Source organism: Geobacillus sp. FSL K6-3411, assembly GCF_037965715.1.
Lineage (GTDB): Bacteria > Bacillota > Bacilli > Bacillales > Anoxybacillaceae > Geobacillus > Geobacillus thermodenitrificans.
Window position 1 is genome coordinate 2,822,942 of record NZ_CP150187.1, and the last position, 16,285, is coordinate 2,839,226.

The 16,285-nt window shown below is 50.1% G+C and carries 16 protein-coding genes; 3 read left to right on the forward strand and 13 right to left on the reverse strand.

Features of this window, described 5'->3' with window-relative positions:
• Positions 1-376: 376 nt before the first annotated feature.
• Positions 377-1,510: an IS4-like element IS5377 family transposase gene (locus NSQ22_RS14360; RefSeq protein WP_015374614.1), complete on the forward strand. Its 1,134-nt coding sequence runs from the start codon at positions 377-379 to the stop codon at positions 1,508-1,510.
• Between the two features lie 300 nt (positions 1,511-1,810).
• Here the strand turns inward: NSQ22_RS14360 and NSQ22_RS14365 are convergent, their stop codons facing one another.
• On the reverse strand, positions 1,811-1,984 hold the full coding sequence (locus tag NSQ22_RS14365; RefSeq protein WP_011887970.1) for a hypothetical protein: 174 nt from the start codon (positions 1,982-1,984) through the stop codon (positions 1,811-1,813).
• Between the two features lie 344 nt (positions 1,985-2,328).
• On the opposite strand from NSQ22_RS14365, the gene NSQ22_RS14370 reads away from it, so the two are divergent.
• Positions 2,329-3,990, forward strand: coding sequence for an AMP-binding protein (locus tag NSQ22_RS14370; RefSeq protein ID WP_011887971.1), 1,662 nt, complete (start codon positions 2,329-2,331; stop codon positions 3,988-3,990).
• 42 nt (positions 3,991-4,032) lie between these two features.
• On the opposite strand, the gene NSQ22_RS14375 is transcribed toward NSQ22_RS14370, so the two are convergent.
• The 8 genes from NSQ22_RS14375 to sppA all read right to left on the reverse strand — a co-directional run bounded on the left by NSQ22_RS14375 (position 4,033) and on the right by sppA (position 10,692).
• Entirely contained in the window at positions 4,033-4,545 is a 513-nt protein-coding gene (locus NSQ22_RS14375; protein ID WP_008880884.1) for a molybdenum cofactor biosynthesis protein B, read from the reverse strand.
• A gap of 150 nt (positions 4,546-4,695) precedes the next feature.
• Entirely contained in the window at positions 4,696-5,886 is a 1,191-nt protein-coding gene (locus NSQ22_RS14380) for an acetate kinase (protein WP_008880885.1), read from the reverse strand.
• Between the two features lie 196 nt (positions 5,887-6,082).
• Positions 6,083-7,072, reverse strand: coding sequence for a class I SAM-dependent methyltransferase (locus NSQ22_RS14385; protein ID WP_008880886.1), 990 nt, complete (start codon positions 7,070-7,072; stop codon positions 6,083-6,085).
• 120 nt (positions 7,073-7,192) lie between these two features.
• Positions 7,193-7,693, reverse strand: coding sequence for a thiol peroxidase (gene tpx / locus NSQ22_RS14390; protein ID WP_087960185.1), 501 nt, complete (start codon positions 7,691-7,693; stop codon positions 7,193-7,195).
• 208 nt (positions 7,694-7,901) lie between these two features.
• Entirely contained in the window at positions 7,902-8,390 is a 489-nt protein-coding gene (gene ytfJ, locus NSQ22_RS14395) for a GerW family sporulation protein (RefSeq protein WP_008880888.1), read from the reverse strand.
• Positions 8,391-8,401: 11 nt separating this feature from the next.
• Entirely contained in the window at positions 8,402-9,031 is a 630-nt protein-coding gene (locus tag NSQ22_RS14400; protein ID WP_087960381.1) for a DUF2953 domain-containing protein, read from the reverse strand.
• A 169-nt stretch (positions 9,032-9,200) separates the two neighbouring features.
• The gene (locus NSQ22_RS14405; RefSeq protein ID WP_253264525.1) at positions 9,201-9,653 is read right to left on the reverse strand and encodes an RDD family protein; all 453 of its coding nucleotides are present in this window, start codon (positions 9,651-9,653) and stop codon (positions 9,201-9,203) included.
• 31 nt (positions 9,654-9,684) lie between these two features.
• Entirely contained in the window at positions 9,685-10,692 is a 1,008-nt protein-coding gene (sppA, locus tag NSQ22_RS14410; protein ID WP_171355326.1) for a signal peptide peptidase SppA, read from the reverse strand.
• A 108-nt stretch (positions 10,693-10,800) separates the two neighbouring features.
• Here sppA and NSQ22_RS14415 point away from each other — a divergent pair, with 108 nt between their 5' ends.
• On the forward strand, positions 10,801-11,604 hold the full coding sequence (locus NSQ22_RS14415) for an NAD kinase (RefSeq protein ID WP_008880892.1): 804 nt from the start codon (positions 10,801-10,803) through the stop codon (positions 11,602-11,604).
• Between the two features lie 201 nt (positions 11,605-11,805).
• On the opposite strand, the gene NSQ22_RS14420 is transcribed toward NSQ22_RS14415, so the two are convergent.
• The 4 genes from NSQ22_RS14420 to NSQ22_RS14435 all read right to left on the reverse strand — a co-directional run bounded on the left by NSQ22_RS14420 (position 11,806) and on the right by NSQ22_RS14435 (position 16,183).
• Positions 11,806-13,401, reverse strand: a complete 1,596-nt coding sequence (locus tag NSQ22_RS14420; RefSeq protein WP_008880893.1) for an acyl--CoA ligase — start codon at positions 13,399-13,401, stop codon at positions 11,806-11,808.
• A 135-nt stretch (positions 13,402-13,536) separates the two neighbouring features.
• Positions 13,537-13,743: an alpha/beta-type small acid-soluble spore protein gene (locus NSQ22_RS14425; protein ID WP_008880894.1), complete on the reverse strand. Its 207-nt coding sequence runs from the start codon at positions 13,741-13,743 to the stop codon at positions 13,537-13,539.
• 81 nt (positions 13,744-13,824) lie between these two features.
• Positions 13,825-15,030, reverse strand: coding sequence for a tRNA uracil 4-sulfurtransferase ThiI (gene thiI / locus NSQ22_RS14430; protein ID WP_011887981.1), 1,206 nt, complete (start codon positions 15,028-15,030; stop codon positions 13,825-13,827).
• A gap of 7 nt (positions 15,031-15,037) precedes the next feature.
• Positions 15,038-16,183: a cysteine desulfurase family protein gene (locus NSQ22_RS14435; protein WP_008880896.1), complete on the reverse strand. Its 1,146-nt coding sequence runs from the start codon at positions 16,181-16,183 to the stop codon at positions 15,038-15,040.
• Positions 16,184-16,285 lie beyond the last annotated feature (102 nt).

Below are 16,285 nucleotides of genomic sequence, written 5' to 3' on the forward strand. Positions count from 1 at the left end.
GTGAACAGATGTAGCGGATTTCGCTGCGCTGACAGAGAATACGTTGGTACAAATAAAATTTTAGTCATGCCTGAAAGACGAGGAGGAGTGCTCAAATTAGGGAACTCCTCTTCAGCGTTTTTATCCCACTCGCCAAGAGCCTATCAAAGTCCTTTCTACTATTTGAAGTTCTCCAGCATCAATGACGCCAAGAAACAGCGATTTTCATCAGCCTTCCATAGCAATCATATTAGTGGATCAAGAGCTTTTATGTATAAAAAATATAGCAAGCAACAGGCGTGTTGATTATCCAATAAAATCCAAAGGGTATAGAAAAAAGAGCACCTTTCCTGTAGAATGTGAGTAGCGACACAAACAAACCCAGGAGGTGCTCTCTATGAACAAGCATACCACACTCCCGAATTTGATGCAAAAACTTGTTTCGGATGAAGAGATTCAACTGATTGCCGAAGCGGTTGGGTATCGTGATTCGTCTCGAACCTTTACGTTGCGCGAGTTGATTCACTTCTTCCTGCTGGCCGCCATGCATCAATGGAAAAGCTTTCGCCACGGAGCCGATGTGGGGCCTCTGTATGGATTGCCGCGATTCCATTATTCAACTGTATCCAAGAAAGCGAAAGAAGTTCCCTATGACATCATGAAACGCTTGTTGGCGTTGATCATTTCCAAGTGCAACCGCCAAACCCGCCGTTCGCTTCGGTTTCCCAAACCGCTTCGGGTGGTGGATTCGACGACCGTCACGGTCGGGAAAAACCGCCTGCCATGGGCGCCGTATCACGGCGAACGCGCCGGAGTGAAGCTGCACGTCGCGTATTCGCCGGAATCCTCGTTGCCGGCAGACGTGGTGGAAACCATCGGACTGCGTCATGATGGCCCGGTGGGAGAACAGTTGACGAACGCTCAACAAGTGCTGGTGGAAGACCGGGCGTATTTCAAAATCGAACGCCTCGATCGATTTGTGGAGCAGCATCAGCTCTTTGTCATTCGGATGAAGGACAACATCGAACTTCATCAGAAAAAAAGCTTGAAACGCCTTTCCAGCACATCCTCATCGGTTCAAGCCGACTTCACGTGCCAGTTGGGGACGAAACAATGCCGCTCCACCAAGCGTCACCGGGTGGTGATCTTTCGAGATGCGAATGGCCGCGACATTCGGGTCGTGACGAACCTCTTCCATGCGTCTGCGGAAACCATTGCCGACATGTACCAACAACGTTGGACTGTTGAGGTCTTTTTCCGTTGGGTGAAGCAATATCTGAATGTCCCGACCTTGTTTGGCACGACGGAAAATGCGGTATACAACCAACTGTTTGCGGCGTTCATCGCGTATGTGTTGCTGCGATGGCTGTATGATCAAACCAAAAAACAGACGAACGTCTCTCTTTCCTTCATTTCGTTCGTTCGCCGTTTTTTCTCTGGGCAGCTTCCTCTCGATTGGAAATCCGGGATGGCCGCTGCTTTGTTTGAGTATGCCCAAATTTATGGAAGGCGTATGTCTAATTTTGGATAATCAACACTCGTGAGCAAGCAACAATGGGAACATAGGATAAAACATCAGGCACTTGAACGCATTCTCCGCTCCGCTGAAATAATACGCAATCGGTAAAAATAATAAGGCACTACTTACCAAATGAATCGCCCTTTTTCTCAGCCCTCCCCAAATGAGAAGGAAAATTGAGGCTCCGATGAATAACCAAAATAGAAATCCCACCCAAAAAAAGCTCATTTCCCCATTCCCCGTCTCTCTAATTTTACTATATCATTACCCGGTTTTGTGTGAAAATTCGGTTATCATTGCTCGTCTACCATTTCATTTGTTTTGATCGCTCCCTTTCACTTCACCATTTTCTAATTCCCTACCTGCAATACTAGCTCCGTTAACGATGACGTATTCTTTCTTATTGTCGGTGATTACTACAATCGCTTGCTCAAATCCATCATCATTTCCTTGATGACTTCCCTTCCAACGTCCTGACTGATTCATTCATCACTACCAAATCGGTAAGAACGCCGTTTTCTTTTCGCATCCTCCGATAAAAATCGGAGAATTTTTTTATCCTCGAAATCCAAGAGGAAGCAAAAAGGAGGAGCTTCCAGCATCATCGTTCGAAATGTTGCTTATGCAAAGAAGGAACGAGACGCTAGGGACACCAGCCTAGAAATGAATACCCCCCTCATTGGTTCTGCCAAGTTCAGCACCCTAACACAAATTGTTCCTAAACAGATTCTCTTATTACTATCGGTGTTATCTAACAATAATATATTGAATTTTATATATTTTTCTATTATTATTAATTTAAGTCTTTTTCAAACAACGGAGGGATCAAGATGGTTAACAACGTATCACCAGTCTCACTCATCCAATCGTTTTCCTGGGATCACGTATTTGCTCATTATGATGGAGATCCCCACAGCCGATTCAACGTCGCCCATGAAGTATGCGACCGCTATGCCAATGATCCGAATCGCATTGCGCTCTTTTATGAAAACGCTTTAGGAGAGCAGAAAACGATCACGTATCGACAATTACGCGATTGGTCCAACCAAATGGCGAATGTGTTCCGCAAACTAGGAGTGAAAAAAGGGGATCGCGTCTGCGCGCTCATGCCGAAAAACCCTGCGCTTGTCGTTTATATTTTGGCAGCTTGGAAAGTCGGCGCCGTGTACGTGCCGCTCTTTACCGCGTTTGGCCCACAGGCGATCGAATATCGCATCAACCATGCCGAGGCGAAAGTGATTTTGACGAACAAGGAACAACGCGCCAAACTACCGGCAAAGGAAAAAATGCCGACTCTCGAACACATTTTTGTCGTCGATGATGAGCGCGAAGATAGCCAAGATTCCCCATTTTGGAAAACGCTTTCGAAAGAATCGACCGAGCACTCGCTCGAAGAAACGACGGCCGATGATCTGCTTGCCATCCAATATACGTCCGGATCGACTGGAATGCCAAAAGGCACCATGTGGCCGCATAACGTGCTGATCAATATTTATCCATACATGCGCTATGCCATCGATTTGCGGGATGATGATGTCTTTTTCGGTGGGGCCGACCCAGGTTGGGCGTACGGGTTGATTTTCTGCACCTTTGCCCCGATGGCGTTTGGGGTGCCGATCGTCTTTTATGAGGGACCGTTTAAACCAGAAACATGCTATTCACTGATGGAAAAATACGGCGTCACGAACTTTGCGTACGCTCCGACCGCCTACCGGGCGATGGCCGCAGCCGGTGCCGATGTCATCGGCCGCTATCACCTGAAAGTGCGCGCGATGAGCTCAGCCGGCGAGCCGCTCAATCCGGAAGTCATTCGCTTTTTCCAAGAGCACTTAGGTGTCACGATCCACGACCATTATGGCTTATCGGAAACGTTGATGCTGATTGGAAATCTCAACGCTGCTGCGATGGACATCCGCCCGGGCTCGATGGGGTGCCCGCTTCCGGGCTTTGACATCGCCTTGCTCGGTGAAGATGGAACCCCGGTCGCTGACGGCGAAGTTGGGCAAATTGCCTTTAACATCGATTCCATTCCGAACGTCTTTAAAGGATATTGGAAAGATCCTGAAAAGACAGCCGAACGGCTTGTCGGCCGGTGGTTTTTGACCGGTGACTTGGCGAACAAAGACGAAGACGGGTATTTTTGGTTCCAAGGGCGGGCTGACGATATCATCTCAAGCGCCGGCTACCGCATCGGACCGTTCGAAATTGAAAGCTGCCTCCTTGAGCATCCAGCCGTCGTCGAAGCAGCCGCCGTCGGCAAACCGGATCCTATTAAAGGGGAAATCGTCAAAGCGTTTGTCGTGCTGAAAGAGGGCTATGCTCCATCGGACGAGCTGGCCGAAGAGCTGTCATTGTTCGTCAAAACACGCTTATCGAAGCACGAATACCCGCGCGAAGTCGAATTTGTCACCGAACTTCCGAAAACGCCGAGCGGAAAAATCCAGCGGTTTATCCTTCGCAATCAAGAAAGGGAAAAACAGAAAAACGTGTGATTAAACTTCGTGTCCGTTCTTACCGAACGGACACGTTTTCCTTTACCGGTCTTTTCGAATCTCCCTCATGACATGTCCAAGTTCCGGCAAGATGAGCTTCGTCATCGCAAGGCGCACCGCTCCGGTTGAGCCAGGAGTGCAAAAGATGGCGGTATCCATCGCCACACCGGCGATGGCGCGCGACAGCATCGCCGCCGAGCCAATGTCTTCCGTATAACTTAAAAAGCGGAACAATTCGCCAAAGCCGACGATCTCCTTCTCGAGCAGCGCACTCACCGTTTCGATCGTCACGTCGCGCTTGGCGATGCCAGTGCCGCCGTTTGTGAGCACTGCGTCGACATCAGTGCGACGGCAGCCGTCGAGCACCGCCTCGCGAATGGCGGCTTCCTCATCTTTCACAATGTCATAGCCAACAACGTCATGCCCCGCCTCGGTCAGCAACTCGATCATCAGCCGGCCGCTCCGGTCGGTTTCTTCCGTTCTCGTATCGCTGATCGTCACGACTTTGCAGCGGACGGTTTTCGGGGCTTCTTGCTTATGTTCGATCGTGCTCATCGTTCGTCTCTCCTTCGCTTATCGTCTTCATCCATAAGTATAGCAAAAAACAGCAGGTATCCTGCCAAACGCTTCGACCAACGAAAAAGCGGCTCCCTCCTAGAAGCTAGGAGAGAGCCGCTTCATTTTATTTTGCGCTATCCGGCTCTATTACAAATGCGCCAACCGCATCACATCACGGGCAATCATAACCTCTTCGTTCGTCGGGATGACGAGCACTTTCACCGGCGAGTGCGGGTAGCTGATGAACGCTTCTTTGCCGCGCACTTTGTTTAATGCCGGATCCCAGTAAACCCCCATGAATTCGAGACCGCGCAACACTTTCGCGCGCACGACATCACTGTTTTCGCCGATGCCGGCGGTGAAAATGATGGCGTCGACACCGCACATGCGCGCAGCATACGAACCGATATATTTATGAATTCGGCTAGCAAACACTTCAAGCGCCAGCTCTGCCCGTTCATTCCCTTCCGATGCCGCTTTTTCGAGGTCGCGCAAGTCGCTTGAAAGGCCAGATAAGCCGAGCATGCCGCTTCGTTTGTTCAGCACTTCAATCACTTCATCCGCCGTCATTCCCGTTTTCTCCATAATATACGGGATAAGCGCCGGGTCGATGTTACCAGAACGCGTTCCCATCGCTACGCCCGCTAATGGAGTGAAGCCCATCGACGTGTCAATCGATTTTCCTGCTTCCACCGCCGCGATGCTCGCGCCGTTTCCTAAATGGCACGAGATGAGGCGCAGCTGTTCGATCGGCCGGCCGAGCAATTCGGCGGCACGATGGGTGACGTATTTATGCGACGTGCCGTGGAATCCATATTTTCGAATACCGAATTTCGTATAATACTCATACGGCAAGCTATACAAAAATGATTGTTCCGGCATCGTTTGGTGGAACGCCGTATCAAACACGGCCACCGCCGGCACGTTCGGCAACACTTCCTGGAACGCCCGAATGCCAACGAGGTTGGCTGGATTATGGAGCGGGGCGAGCTCGGAAACTTCCTCGATTTGTTTCATGACTTCATCGGTAATTAACACGGAGTCGCTGAACTTCTCCCCGCCGTGAACGACACGATGGCCAATGCCGTCGATTTCCTCAAACGACCGAATAATGCCGTAGCGAATCAATTTATCCAACAGCATTTTCACCGCCACGGCATGGTTCGGGATGGCGGTCACTTCCTGTTGTTTTTCCCCGTTCACAACAATGGTGAAAATCGCGTCGTCAAAACCGATGCGCTCGACGACCCCTTTCGTCAACACCGTTTCCGCCGGCATCTCAAACAATTGGAATTTCAACGATGAACTACCTGCGTTAATGGCTAACACTTTCGCCATATATCCAAACAGCTCCTTTTTACGAAATCCGATCGCACCCATCTTTAGTGTGCGCGCTTGGGCGCTATTTCACTATGCCTTTTTCATTGTATGCCCCCCTTGTTTTTCTTTCAAGCGCTTCCCCCTTCAGTAATCGGTTGCAACAAAAAGTTTTTATGTTGCGAAAAATGAAAACGGCCTCCCTTTTTGGAGGCCGTCAACTTCCCTTCTCGTTGGCGATCCACGCCTCGATTTTTTCCATCATTGCCTGCATCGCCGTCTTGTTCGAAAAGCGCGGCAGCTCGGCAAGCAGCACGTTTTTTGGCGGCTTGGCCATCGGTCCTTTCTTTTGCAAAATAAATACACTTTTCGCTGCTTGTTCATGTTTAAACATCGACAACGGCAACTGCAGCACGCCTTGGACGATGGCCGTCTCTTTTAGAAACTGGTTCAGCTGTTCTGCTTGCGGGCTCGAAAATAACGTATTAGGAATAAGGAAAAACAAATAACCGCCGTCTTTTGTGTACCGCAAGCTTTGTTCAATCAACAAATGGTGCGCGTATGACTGCCCTTCTTCCGCTTTTAGAGCAAAACGAGACGCATTGTCATCATCCGGGTAATAGCCGACCGGCAAATCACAGACGATGACGTCGGCCGGTTCGACAAAAAGAGGGCGTAAGCTGTCTTGGTTAAACAGCTGCAGCGAGTGTTTTTGCAAGTTCGCGTTGACATACGCGAGTTTGACGAGCAAGTCGTCCACATCGACGCCATAACTTTTCACCTGTTTGCCACTAAGACCGTTGAGCACCGCCGTCAATAAATTCGCCGTGCCAACGGCCGGGTCAAGGATGGTAAGCGCCAAATGCGGGCGTGTAAACCGACGGACTAAATACGCCAAAAATAAACTGACCGCATCCGGGGTCATTTGGTGGTGCGGCTGGATATGTTGGCGCATCCCTTTTAAGACGGCGAGCTGGAACGCCTTGCGGATTTCCTCATTTTGAAACCGGTCGAGCATGAGTTCGCGATATTGTTTTTTCAACCGTTTAGCATTTAATTCACTCACTTCGTCTTGCAACACGTCGCCGTGAAACAAATTTTCTCCTGTTTCGGCGACCGCTTCTAAATACGTGCATTGCAATTCTTCCTGCAAAATATGAGCTGTTTCATCCAATACAGTGAACAGCCGCTCAACTGGCGTCATCATTCCGTATATCCCACCTTTCTGGCCATTTCCTTTTGCTATTGTACGCCGGATTCCCCCTGTGCGGCAAGAAAAGCGTCGGCAGGAAAGAAAAGACCCCGAACGGATCGGGGCCTTTTTCCATTATTTCGCTGCTTTTGCTGCTTCAATCGCGGCTTCGTAGTTCGGATGGTTCGTCACTTCCGGCACGTATTCTACGTACGTCACCGTATCATTGCTGTCGATGACAAACACCGCGCGGGCGAGCAAGCGCAGTTCTTTGATCAAGACGCCGTACGCTTGTCCGAACGAAACGTCACGATGGTCGGACAATACTTGGACGTTGTCAATGCCGGCAGCGCCGCACCACCGTTTTTGTGCAAACGGCAAATCGACGCTGATGGTTAACACTTTCACATTGTCAAGCTTCGCCGCTTCTTCGTTAAATCGGCGCGTCTGCGCATCACAAACCCCAGTGTCAAGCGACGGAACGACGCTGATTAAGCGGACGTGTCCTTTCGTATCGGCGAGCGTTACTTCTTGCAAGTTTTGGTCAAGCACCGTAAAATCCGGCGCCTTGTCACCGACGTTCACTTCGCTGCCGACGAGCGTGACCGGATTTCCTTTAAACGTCACATTAGCCATCATTTCTCTCCCCTTAAGAAAAAATATGTACTATTTCCATATTAGAACACGGAAAAGATTTTTGCAATCGTTTTGCCTTCGCTAGAAAGTTAATTTGAATGAACATTCAAAAAAATAGTTTGTAGCATCTGATGAAACAACAGAGACTGTTGTTTTCGGTTTCCACAACTTAGAAAAAGCGCCGGACAAAAACATGTCCAGCGCCCAGCTAAATGTCAAAGTCATTTGCCGAAGCAGAGGATGCCTCGTCTTTCTTGTTTTTCTTCAACATCGCTTGAATTTTCTCAAACGCCTGCGGGGCGACATCAAGTAGTTTCTCGTATAAGTGCGTGCTTTCATCCAAATGGAGAAGTTTGACCCCTGACGAATTGACGACAAGAAACGCAATCGGGGTAATGGAGACACCACCGCCGCTGCCGCCGCCAAACGGATGCCCGCTCCCTTGGGCTTGTCCGTTTTGTCCGTTTTGCCCGCTTTGCCCGTTTGCGCCAGCTTGAGCTCCTTGGCCGTTTTGCTGGCCGTCGAGCATAAACTCGCTGCCGCCGGCAGCAAACCCAAACCCGACTTTCGACACGGTTAAAATAACGCTGCCATCAGGCGTCTCGACCGGATCGCCGATAATCGTATTGACGTCAATCATTTGTTTTAAGTTTTCCATCGCTGTTGTCATTAACCCTTGGATTGGATGGTTCGTCATGCTCATTCCTCCTAATAGCCTTCATTTGCCTGTTTGGCCGCAAGCGGCTTTCGTTTCGGCAAGCGCCGTCCGTTCCAATGTTTGACCACTCGCAATCCTGCTAACATAGCATGCCCGATTCGAAACTGAAACATACATAAAAACGCTGTTTCCGAAACCGCTCGGTCATACGAAGGAACGATCATAATCACTGGTACCGTTTTCATCTTCGTGTAGCGGCTCACCACACCAATGATGGTGTATTTCAACGACCAACCAAGCCCGGCGATCAATCCGGTTGACGCTGCATCACCGGTGCCGATCGTTGTTCTCCATTCCCATTTGGTAATCGTTACATGACGGTAAAACTGTTTCATAATTTCATGCAAGTCGACGACTTGCTTGAGAAATTGCTTGACTTGACGAAAGAAATGAGCAATGTCTCTCGGTGTCCATTTGCTTTTCTTCTCCTTTTTCGTTCGCGTCCCCCCAACACCTTCTTTATGAACAAACGTCACACCGGGCGACTCCGATTCGGTTTCGAGCTTAATGAGCGGTATGCGAATCGTGTAACGAATGAGACCAAATAGCGTGCGCACAACAATTTTATACTCATCATCGTCTTTGGCATGGCGGAAGACAACCGTCACCGCGACTTTCATCCATGCGACAAGAAGGAGAAAAAGAGCAACCACCACGACAGCTATGATTATTCCTCTCAATGTCCGCACTTCCTTTCACCATATCATTGTCACCATATGGAAAAAAAATAAACCTGCCGGAGCGGCAGGTCGATATCATTGATGATCAGCCGATACAAACCAAAGACCGTCAATCGCGAATGACGATCGTATCGGCAAACTGATCATGCATCCCTTTTTTCTTTTCCGAAAAAGCGACAAACAAAAAACCGATGAACAACAGTTTTTTCGAAATAAACTTGCCAACCACTTCGCGGAACAGCACCGTCAGCCATGTAAGCGGCACGCCCCGCTCATCGACGACTTTTAAGCCGAACACCATTTTGCCAAGCGTCTGTCCGAACGTTTTCGTCATTAAGACAAAATAAGCGTAAAAAACGATCGCCGCCACCACCGCAGCCGGCGCAAACAAATGATCTCTCTCTAACGGCCAGTCGAACAAGCGAAACAGCGGCCAAACGATCAGCCGGTTGATGCTTGAAACGACGATGATGTCAAGCAAATATGCCCAAAAGCGAAGCCAAAACCCGCCGTAGCGGGGGGCTGTTTCCACCGGCAGGCTTTCGGCTGCAGACGGCGCCATGGCTTGCGTATCAGTCATCTTCCCACTTCCTTTACTCACTAAATAAATACATAAGCCGTGGCGATGACGGACGCGACAACAAGCGAATGAGCTCGGACGCTTCCGTTTCTGGCTTAGCATTGTTCGATATCACGCCAAACAATGAACTCCACGGAGTATCACTGACATATTTCACGACTTGAGCATCGGCAAGCCGATGTTCTTTTTTCAGTGCTGCAATGGTATCATCCAAATAGCCAAACTCATCAATCAACTGGAGCGCTTTCGCTTGGCGGCCGTCGTAAATGCGGCCATCAGCCAGTTTGCGCACCGCTTCTTCCGACAACTTTCTTCCTTCAACAATGACATCGACAAACCCCTCATACGATTGGTTGATCAGCCGTTGCAAAATCTCCTGCTCCGCATCCGTCATTTTGCGCGCTGGATTCATGATGTCTTTGTATGGGCCGCTTTTGATCGTGACGAGTTCGACGCCGTATTTTTTCGCCAATCCTTCGTAATTGATGCTCTGCATAATGACGCCGATCGAACCCGTGATCGTCTCCGGGCTGGCAAAAAGTTTATCACCCGCTGTGGCGATGTAATAGCCACCGGAGGCTGCCATCGCTCCCATCGACACATAAATAGGCTTCTTCGTCTCTTTTTTCAATTTCAACAGCTGGTTATGAACTTCCGCGCTTTCAACGACCCCGCCGCCCGGCGAGTTGATGCGCAATACGATCGCCTTGACGCTGTCATCTTCTTTCACCTGTTTAATCATTTTCAAAAACGCTTGATGATTATAAAACGACGAGGAAAAGAATGTTTCCGCTTCGCCCGTATCTTCAATGACACCGTTCACCTCCAAGACAACGATTTTTTTCAACGGATCGCCGTCTTCGATCACTTCCTCGTTAAATGAATCTTCCATAAGCGACAACCAATTTTTCGACCATGTTTCGGACTTATCAGACAGCAAGATACCAACGGCATTAACAAGCACAGAAATAATAAATAACGCGGCAGCAATCGCCAACGCCGTCCACCGTTTTCGATTCATTTTCTTCCCCCTTTGCATGGACTGTCCATATTTTTATAATCATGGAAAACGTGGTACAATATTCATTGTACATCGGTTTAAGCATGATGCCAATAGGAGGGCGCAAAGATGGACATGGAACGTAATCGCCTTTATTTTTTTTATAAGCGGGATGACGAGTTGGTCGAACGGGTAAAGCCGCTCATTGAACGGGCGGAACGCGGGCCGTTTGTCGTGGTCGACGACGCTCAAGAAGCGAATATTATCGTCAGCATCGGCGATGATGGAGCTTTTTTGCAGGCGGTCCGGCAAACCGGGTTCCACCCCGACCGTTTATACGTCGGTGTGTCAACGTTACCGACACGCGGATTTTATTGTGATTTCCAAATTGATCATATCGATCATATCGTTGAAGCGGCGAGAAACTGGAAATTAGAAGTACGACGTTACCCAATCATCGAAGTGACGATCGATGGCACCGCCTCCTTTTTCTGCCTAAACGAATGTTCCATTCGTTCGCAAATCATTAAAACGATGGCCATCGATGTCTTTATTGACGACTTGCATTTTGAAACCTTCCGCGGCGATGGCATTATTGTCTCAACCCCAACCGGCAGCACCGGCTACAATAAGTCGGTGCACGGAGCAGTGGTTGATCCGCTCTTGCCGTGTTTCCAAGTGAGCGAGCTCGCTTCGCTCAACAGTAACCGCTACCGGACGCTCGGTTCGCCGTTCATTTTAAGCGGCGAGCGGAAACTGACGCTGAAAATGTCGGAAGAAACGAGCCATTTTCCGATCATCGGCCTCGACAACGAGGCGCTTAGCATCCAACATATCGAACAAATCGACATCCGCCTGAGCGATCGGGTCATCAAAACCGTACGGCTGAAAGACAATTCGTTCTGGGATAAAGTGAAGCGCGTCTTTTTATAAACCGCGGGAAAGGTCTCCAAGATCAGATCTGTGGAAGTGTTCGGTGCAAATAGAGAGGGTGTCCCCGTTGCTTTCGGGACACCCTCTCTTTCATTTGGCGGATGGCTTCAAGACGCCCTGCTTCCCCTTCATCCTTTAGGAAGACAGGCAGTTCTGACGTCTTTTCGTTAAGCTCGTGTTTCACACGCCTTCTCACGGTGTTTAAGAAGAGCGGCCTGCAAGGCGCGCTTCCCGCTCGCGAAGCTCGACGCGGCGGATTTTTCCCGACACGGTTTTCGGCAAGTCATCGACGAACTCAATTTTGCGCGGATATTTGTATGGAGCGGTCAATTGTTTGACATGTTCCTGCAGCGCCGGAATGAGCGATGGATCGTTTGGATCGACTCCATCACGGAGCACGACGAACGCTTTGACGACATGACCGCGCACTTCATCCGGGCTGGCGACAACCGCGCATTCTTTTACCGCCGGATGCTTGACGAGCGCATCTTCCACTTCAAACGGGCCGATCGTATAACCGGAGCTGATGATGATATCATCGCCGCGGCCTTCAAACCAGAAATAACCGTCTTCGTCTTTTCTCGCCTTATCGCCGGTAATGTAATAGTCACCGCGGAACTGCATCGCCGTCCGTTCCGGATCTTTATAGTAATATTTAAATAAGGCTGGCGTTTCTACATGAACAGCGATATCTCCCACAACGCCGACTGGGCACGGTTCGCCGTTTTCGTCGATAATTTCGACACGGTTGCCCGGCGTCGGTTTCCCCATCGATCCCGGTTTGATGTCCATCCCCTTCATGACACCGACAAGCAATGTATTTTCCGTCTGTCCATAACCGTCGCGCACTTGGATGCCAAAATGTTTGGCAAACGTGTCGATCACTTCACGGTTGAGCGGCTCACCAGCCGAGACGGCGCTGTGCAAATGCGATAAGTCGTAGCGGCCGATATCCGGCACTTTCGCCATCAGACGGTACTCGGTCGGTGTGCAGCAAAGCACGTTGACCTGATATTTTTCTAACAGCTGCAAATATTTTTCCGGCTCAAAGCGGCCGTAATAGACAAACCCGGTCGCTCCCGAACCGAGCACCGATAAAAATGGGCTCCAAATCCATTTTTGCCACCCTGGTCCAGCGGTCGCCCAAACGAGATCCGTCTCTTCAATGCACAGCCAGTTTTTCGCCGCCGTGCGCAAATGGGCGTACGCCCAGCCGTGGCAATGGACGACCCCTTTCGGATTGCCGGTCGTTCCAGATGTGTAAGATAAAAACGCCATATCGTCGCGCGATGTGTCGGCCGCTGCGAGTGTTTCGCTTTCCGCCGCCATCGCCGCGTCCAACCGAACCCAACCGTCATGCTCGTGTTCACCGATCGAAAATTTCAACAACTTGTCCACGCCATCGATCGGAGCGAATTCGTCGAGATACGGTTCATAGGCAACGATTGCCTTCACTTCTCCATGGGACAATCGGTATTCCAAGTCTTTGGTCCGCAGCATCTCCGAGCTTGGGATGACGACAAGCCCGGCTTTGAGCGCCCCTAAATATACTTCATACGCTTCAATCAGCCGCGGAACCATGACAAGCACTTTATCCCCTTTTTCCAGCCTGCGCGATAAGAAAGCGTTTCCAATTTGGTTAGCGCGCGCCATGAGGCGACCGTATGTAATCTCTTTCGTTTCGCCGCGCTCATTCTCCCATTTTAAAGCAATTCGCTCCGGATGTGCTGCCGCATGCCGTTCCATTTCGGACGTTAAATTGTAGCGCTCAGGAGCGATCAGTTCTTCCCGCTTCATCGTTCCTCTCCCCCTCTTCTGTTCATTTTGCCGTCTCCGACACCTTTTATTATACAAAATAATTATTATATTTTGAATACTTTTGTCATAACAAACGGCGGGGAGCTCCCCGCCGCGTAAGCCATCATTATAAAATTAGAATTGACGTGCACCGCCCAATTGTTGTTGCGCCATAGCGACAAGACGTTTCGTAATCTCGCCGCCGACCGAACCGTTAGCGCGCGATGTCGTGTCAGCGCCTAAGTTGACGCCGAATTCTTGGGCGATTTCATATTTCATTTGCTCAAGCGCTTGTTGTGCGCCCGGAACAAGCAATTGATTGCTGTTGTTGTTGCGTGCCATCTGTTTTCACCTCCTTTGTACGTATAGAATGTGTGAAAACAGACAGCAATATGCAACAACATGTTTGGTAAATTTTGAGATTTAAAACAGCGCAGTGAACTCGTCAGCCTGTCCAGCTTCTTCATCAATCACGATGGTTTCCGTCTCATTGATCGCTTTTTCAAGAAGCGGAGCGAGATCAAGCTGGCTCTCGTGCTGAAGCACTTTCTCTTTTTTCGGCTTTGTTTTTGGCGCCCGCGGCGTAAAAATGGTGCAACAGTCTTCATATGGAAGAATGGAAATATCATGGGTGTCGATTTGCTTAGCAATCTCGATGATTTCCATTTTATCCATCGAAATGAGCGGGCGCAAAACCGGTGTGTTGGTCACTTCGTTAATCACATACATGCTTTCAAGCGTTTGGCTCGCAACTTGGCCGAGGCTTTCACCGGTGACGATCGCCAACCCCCGCTGGCGGCGGCGCAAGGCGTCTGTAATTTTTAGCATTGCCCTCCGAGTGGAAATCAGCGAATATTCGTTTGGAACCCCTTGATAAATGGCTTGCTGCACTTCGGTAAACGGTACGATATGCAACTTGATTTTTCCACCGTACGCGGTCAGTTTCCGCACCAAATCGATCACTTTTTGCTTTGCCCGCTCGCTTGTAAACGGCGGACTGAAAAAGTGAACGGCTTCGATTTCGAGACCGCGCTTCATCGCCAAATACCCGGCGACCGGGCTGTCGATGCCGCCTGAGAGCATGAGCATCGCCTTGCCGCTCGTCCCCACCGGCAAGCCGCCAGCGCCGAAAATGTCATGGCACGTAACATAGGTTCCGTCTTGGCGTACTTCGATGCGCACATCAATATCCGGTTGGCGCACATTGACCGTTAAGTCTTCCGTCTGCCGCAAAATATGTGCCCCAACTTCATGATTAAGCTCATCACTTCGGTACGGAAACTGTTTATCGACGCGGCGGGCGCTCACTTTAAACGTTTTTCCTTTGTATGGAAGCTGCCGGACAGCAGCGAGCGCCGTCTCTTTAATAGCCGCTAAATCGTTTTCGCACTTCATCGCCAAGCTGAACGAGTGGATGCCAAACACCGTTTTCAGCTTGTCGATAATCGGTTCATGCGGCTCACCGTTTAATAAAATGTACATTCGGTCACGCATATATTCAATTTTGATCCGAGGAAACGCCTGCAGTTTGCGGGCGATGTTGTTTTTTAGCCGTCGAACAAAAATATTGCGGTTTTTTCCTTTTGTCGTCATTTCCCCATAACGGATTAAAATGCGGTCATACTTCATTTCCATGTTATCCCGTTACCTCGCTTAATGTTTTGATCGCCTGTTTCATGGCAGCCACTGCCGGTGCGATTTCTTCGCTTGTGTTGTCAAACGATAAGCTGACGCGGATGCCGCGCTCAGCACGGTCTTCCCCAAGCCCCATCGCCACCAGCGTTTTGCTCGGCGCCTTTTTCTTCGACGAACAAGCCGATGTTGTCGAGACGTAAATGCCGCTTTTCGCCAGTTCGTGGACGAACACTTCCGGCTTCATGCCGCGCTTTAAGGAAAAGTTAATAATATGAGGCGCAGCACCGTCGCGCGGCGTGTTGATCTCAATCTCCGGAATGGCGGAAAGAGCGGTTCGCCACTCGTCTTTTAACGCCTTGAGCCGGTCGATCTCCCGCTCGTATCTCTCCATAGCGAGGCGCAGCGCTTTCGCCATCGCGACAATGGCGGCCACATTTTCCGTTCCGGACCGGAGCCGCATTTCCTGCCCGCCGCCGGCAATCAACGACGTCAAGCGGACACCTTCGCGGACGTAAAGCACTCCGGCACCGCGCAATCCGTGAAACTTATGAGCCGATATCGTGCTTAAATCGACGCCGGCCTTTTTCAAATCAAGCGGCACTTTGCTGATGCCTTGCACCCGGTCGACATGAAACAGCGTCTTCGGGTAGCGGGCAAGAAGCGCACCGATTTCCTCAATCGGTTGCACCGTGCCGACTTCGTTATTGACGTGCATGATTGAAACAAGAATCGTATCATCGCGCAGCGCGCGCTCGACTTGCTCCGCCGACACTCTCCCGTTGCGGTCGACCGGCAAATACGTCACCTCAAAGCCGAGCTCCTCAAGCTGACGGCACGGCTCAGCAACGGACGGATGCTCGATCTCCGTCGTAATAATATGCCGGCCGCGCCGCCGATATTGCCAAGCCACTCCTTTAATGGCGAAATTGTTGGCTTCCGTTCCACCGGACGTGAACACGACCTCGTTCGCTTTGACCCGCAGCATGGCAGCGATTTGTTCGCGCGCCTGCGCGAGCAGCCGCTCCGCCTTCATGCCCAGTTCATGAAGCGAAGACGGATTGGCAAAATAGTCCGTCGCGACCTTGACAAACGAATCGATCACTTCTGGAAACGGTTTGGTCGTCGCACTGTTATCAAGGTAAATCATTGTTTCCATCCTCCGCTCATGATCGGCAAATGTACATACATAGTATAATAACATAAAACCGAGCTGAAAACACACACGTACTTACAGTATTCACCAAAAACC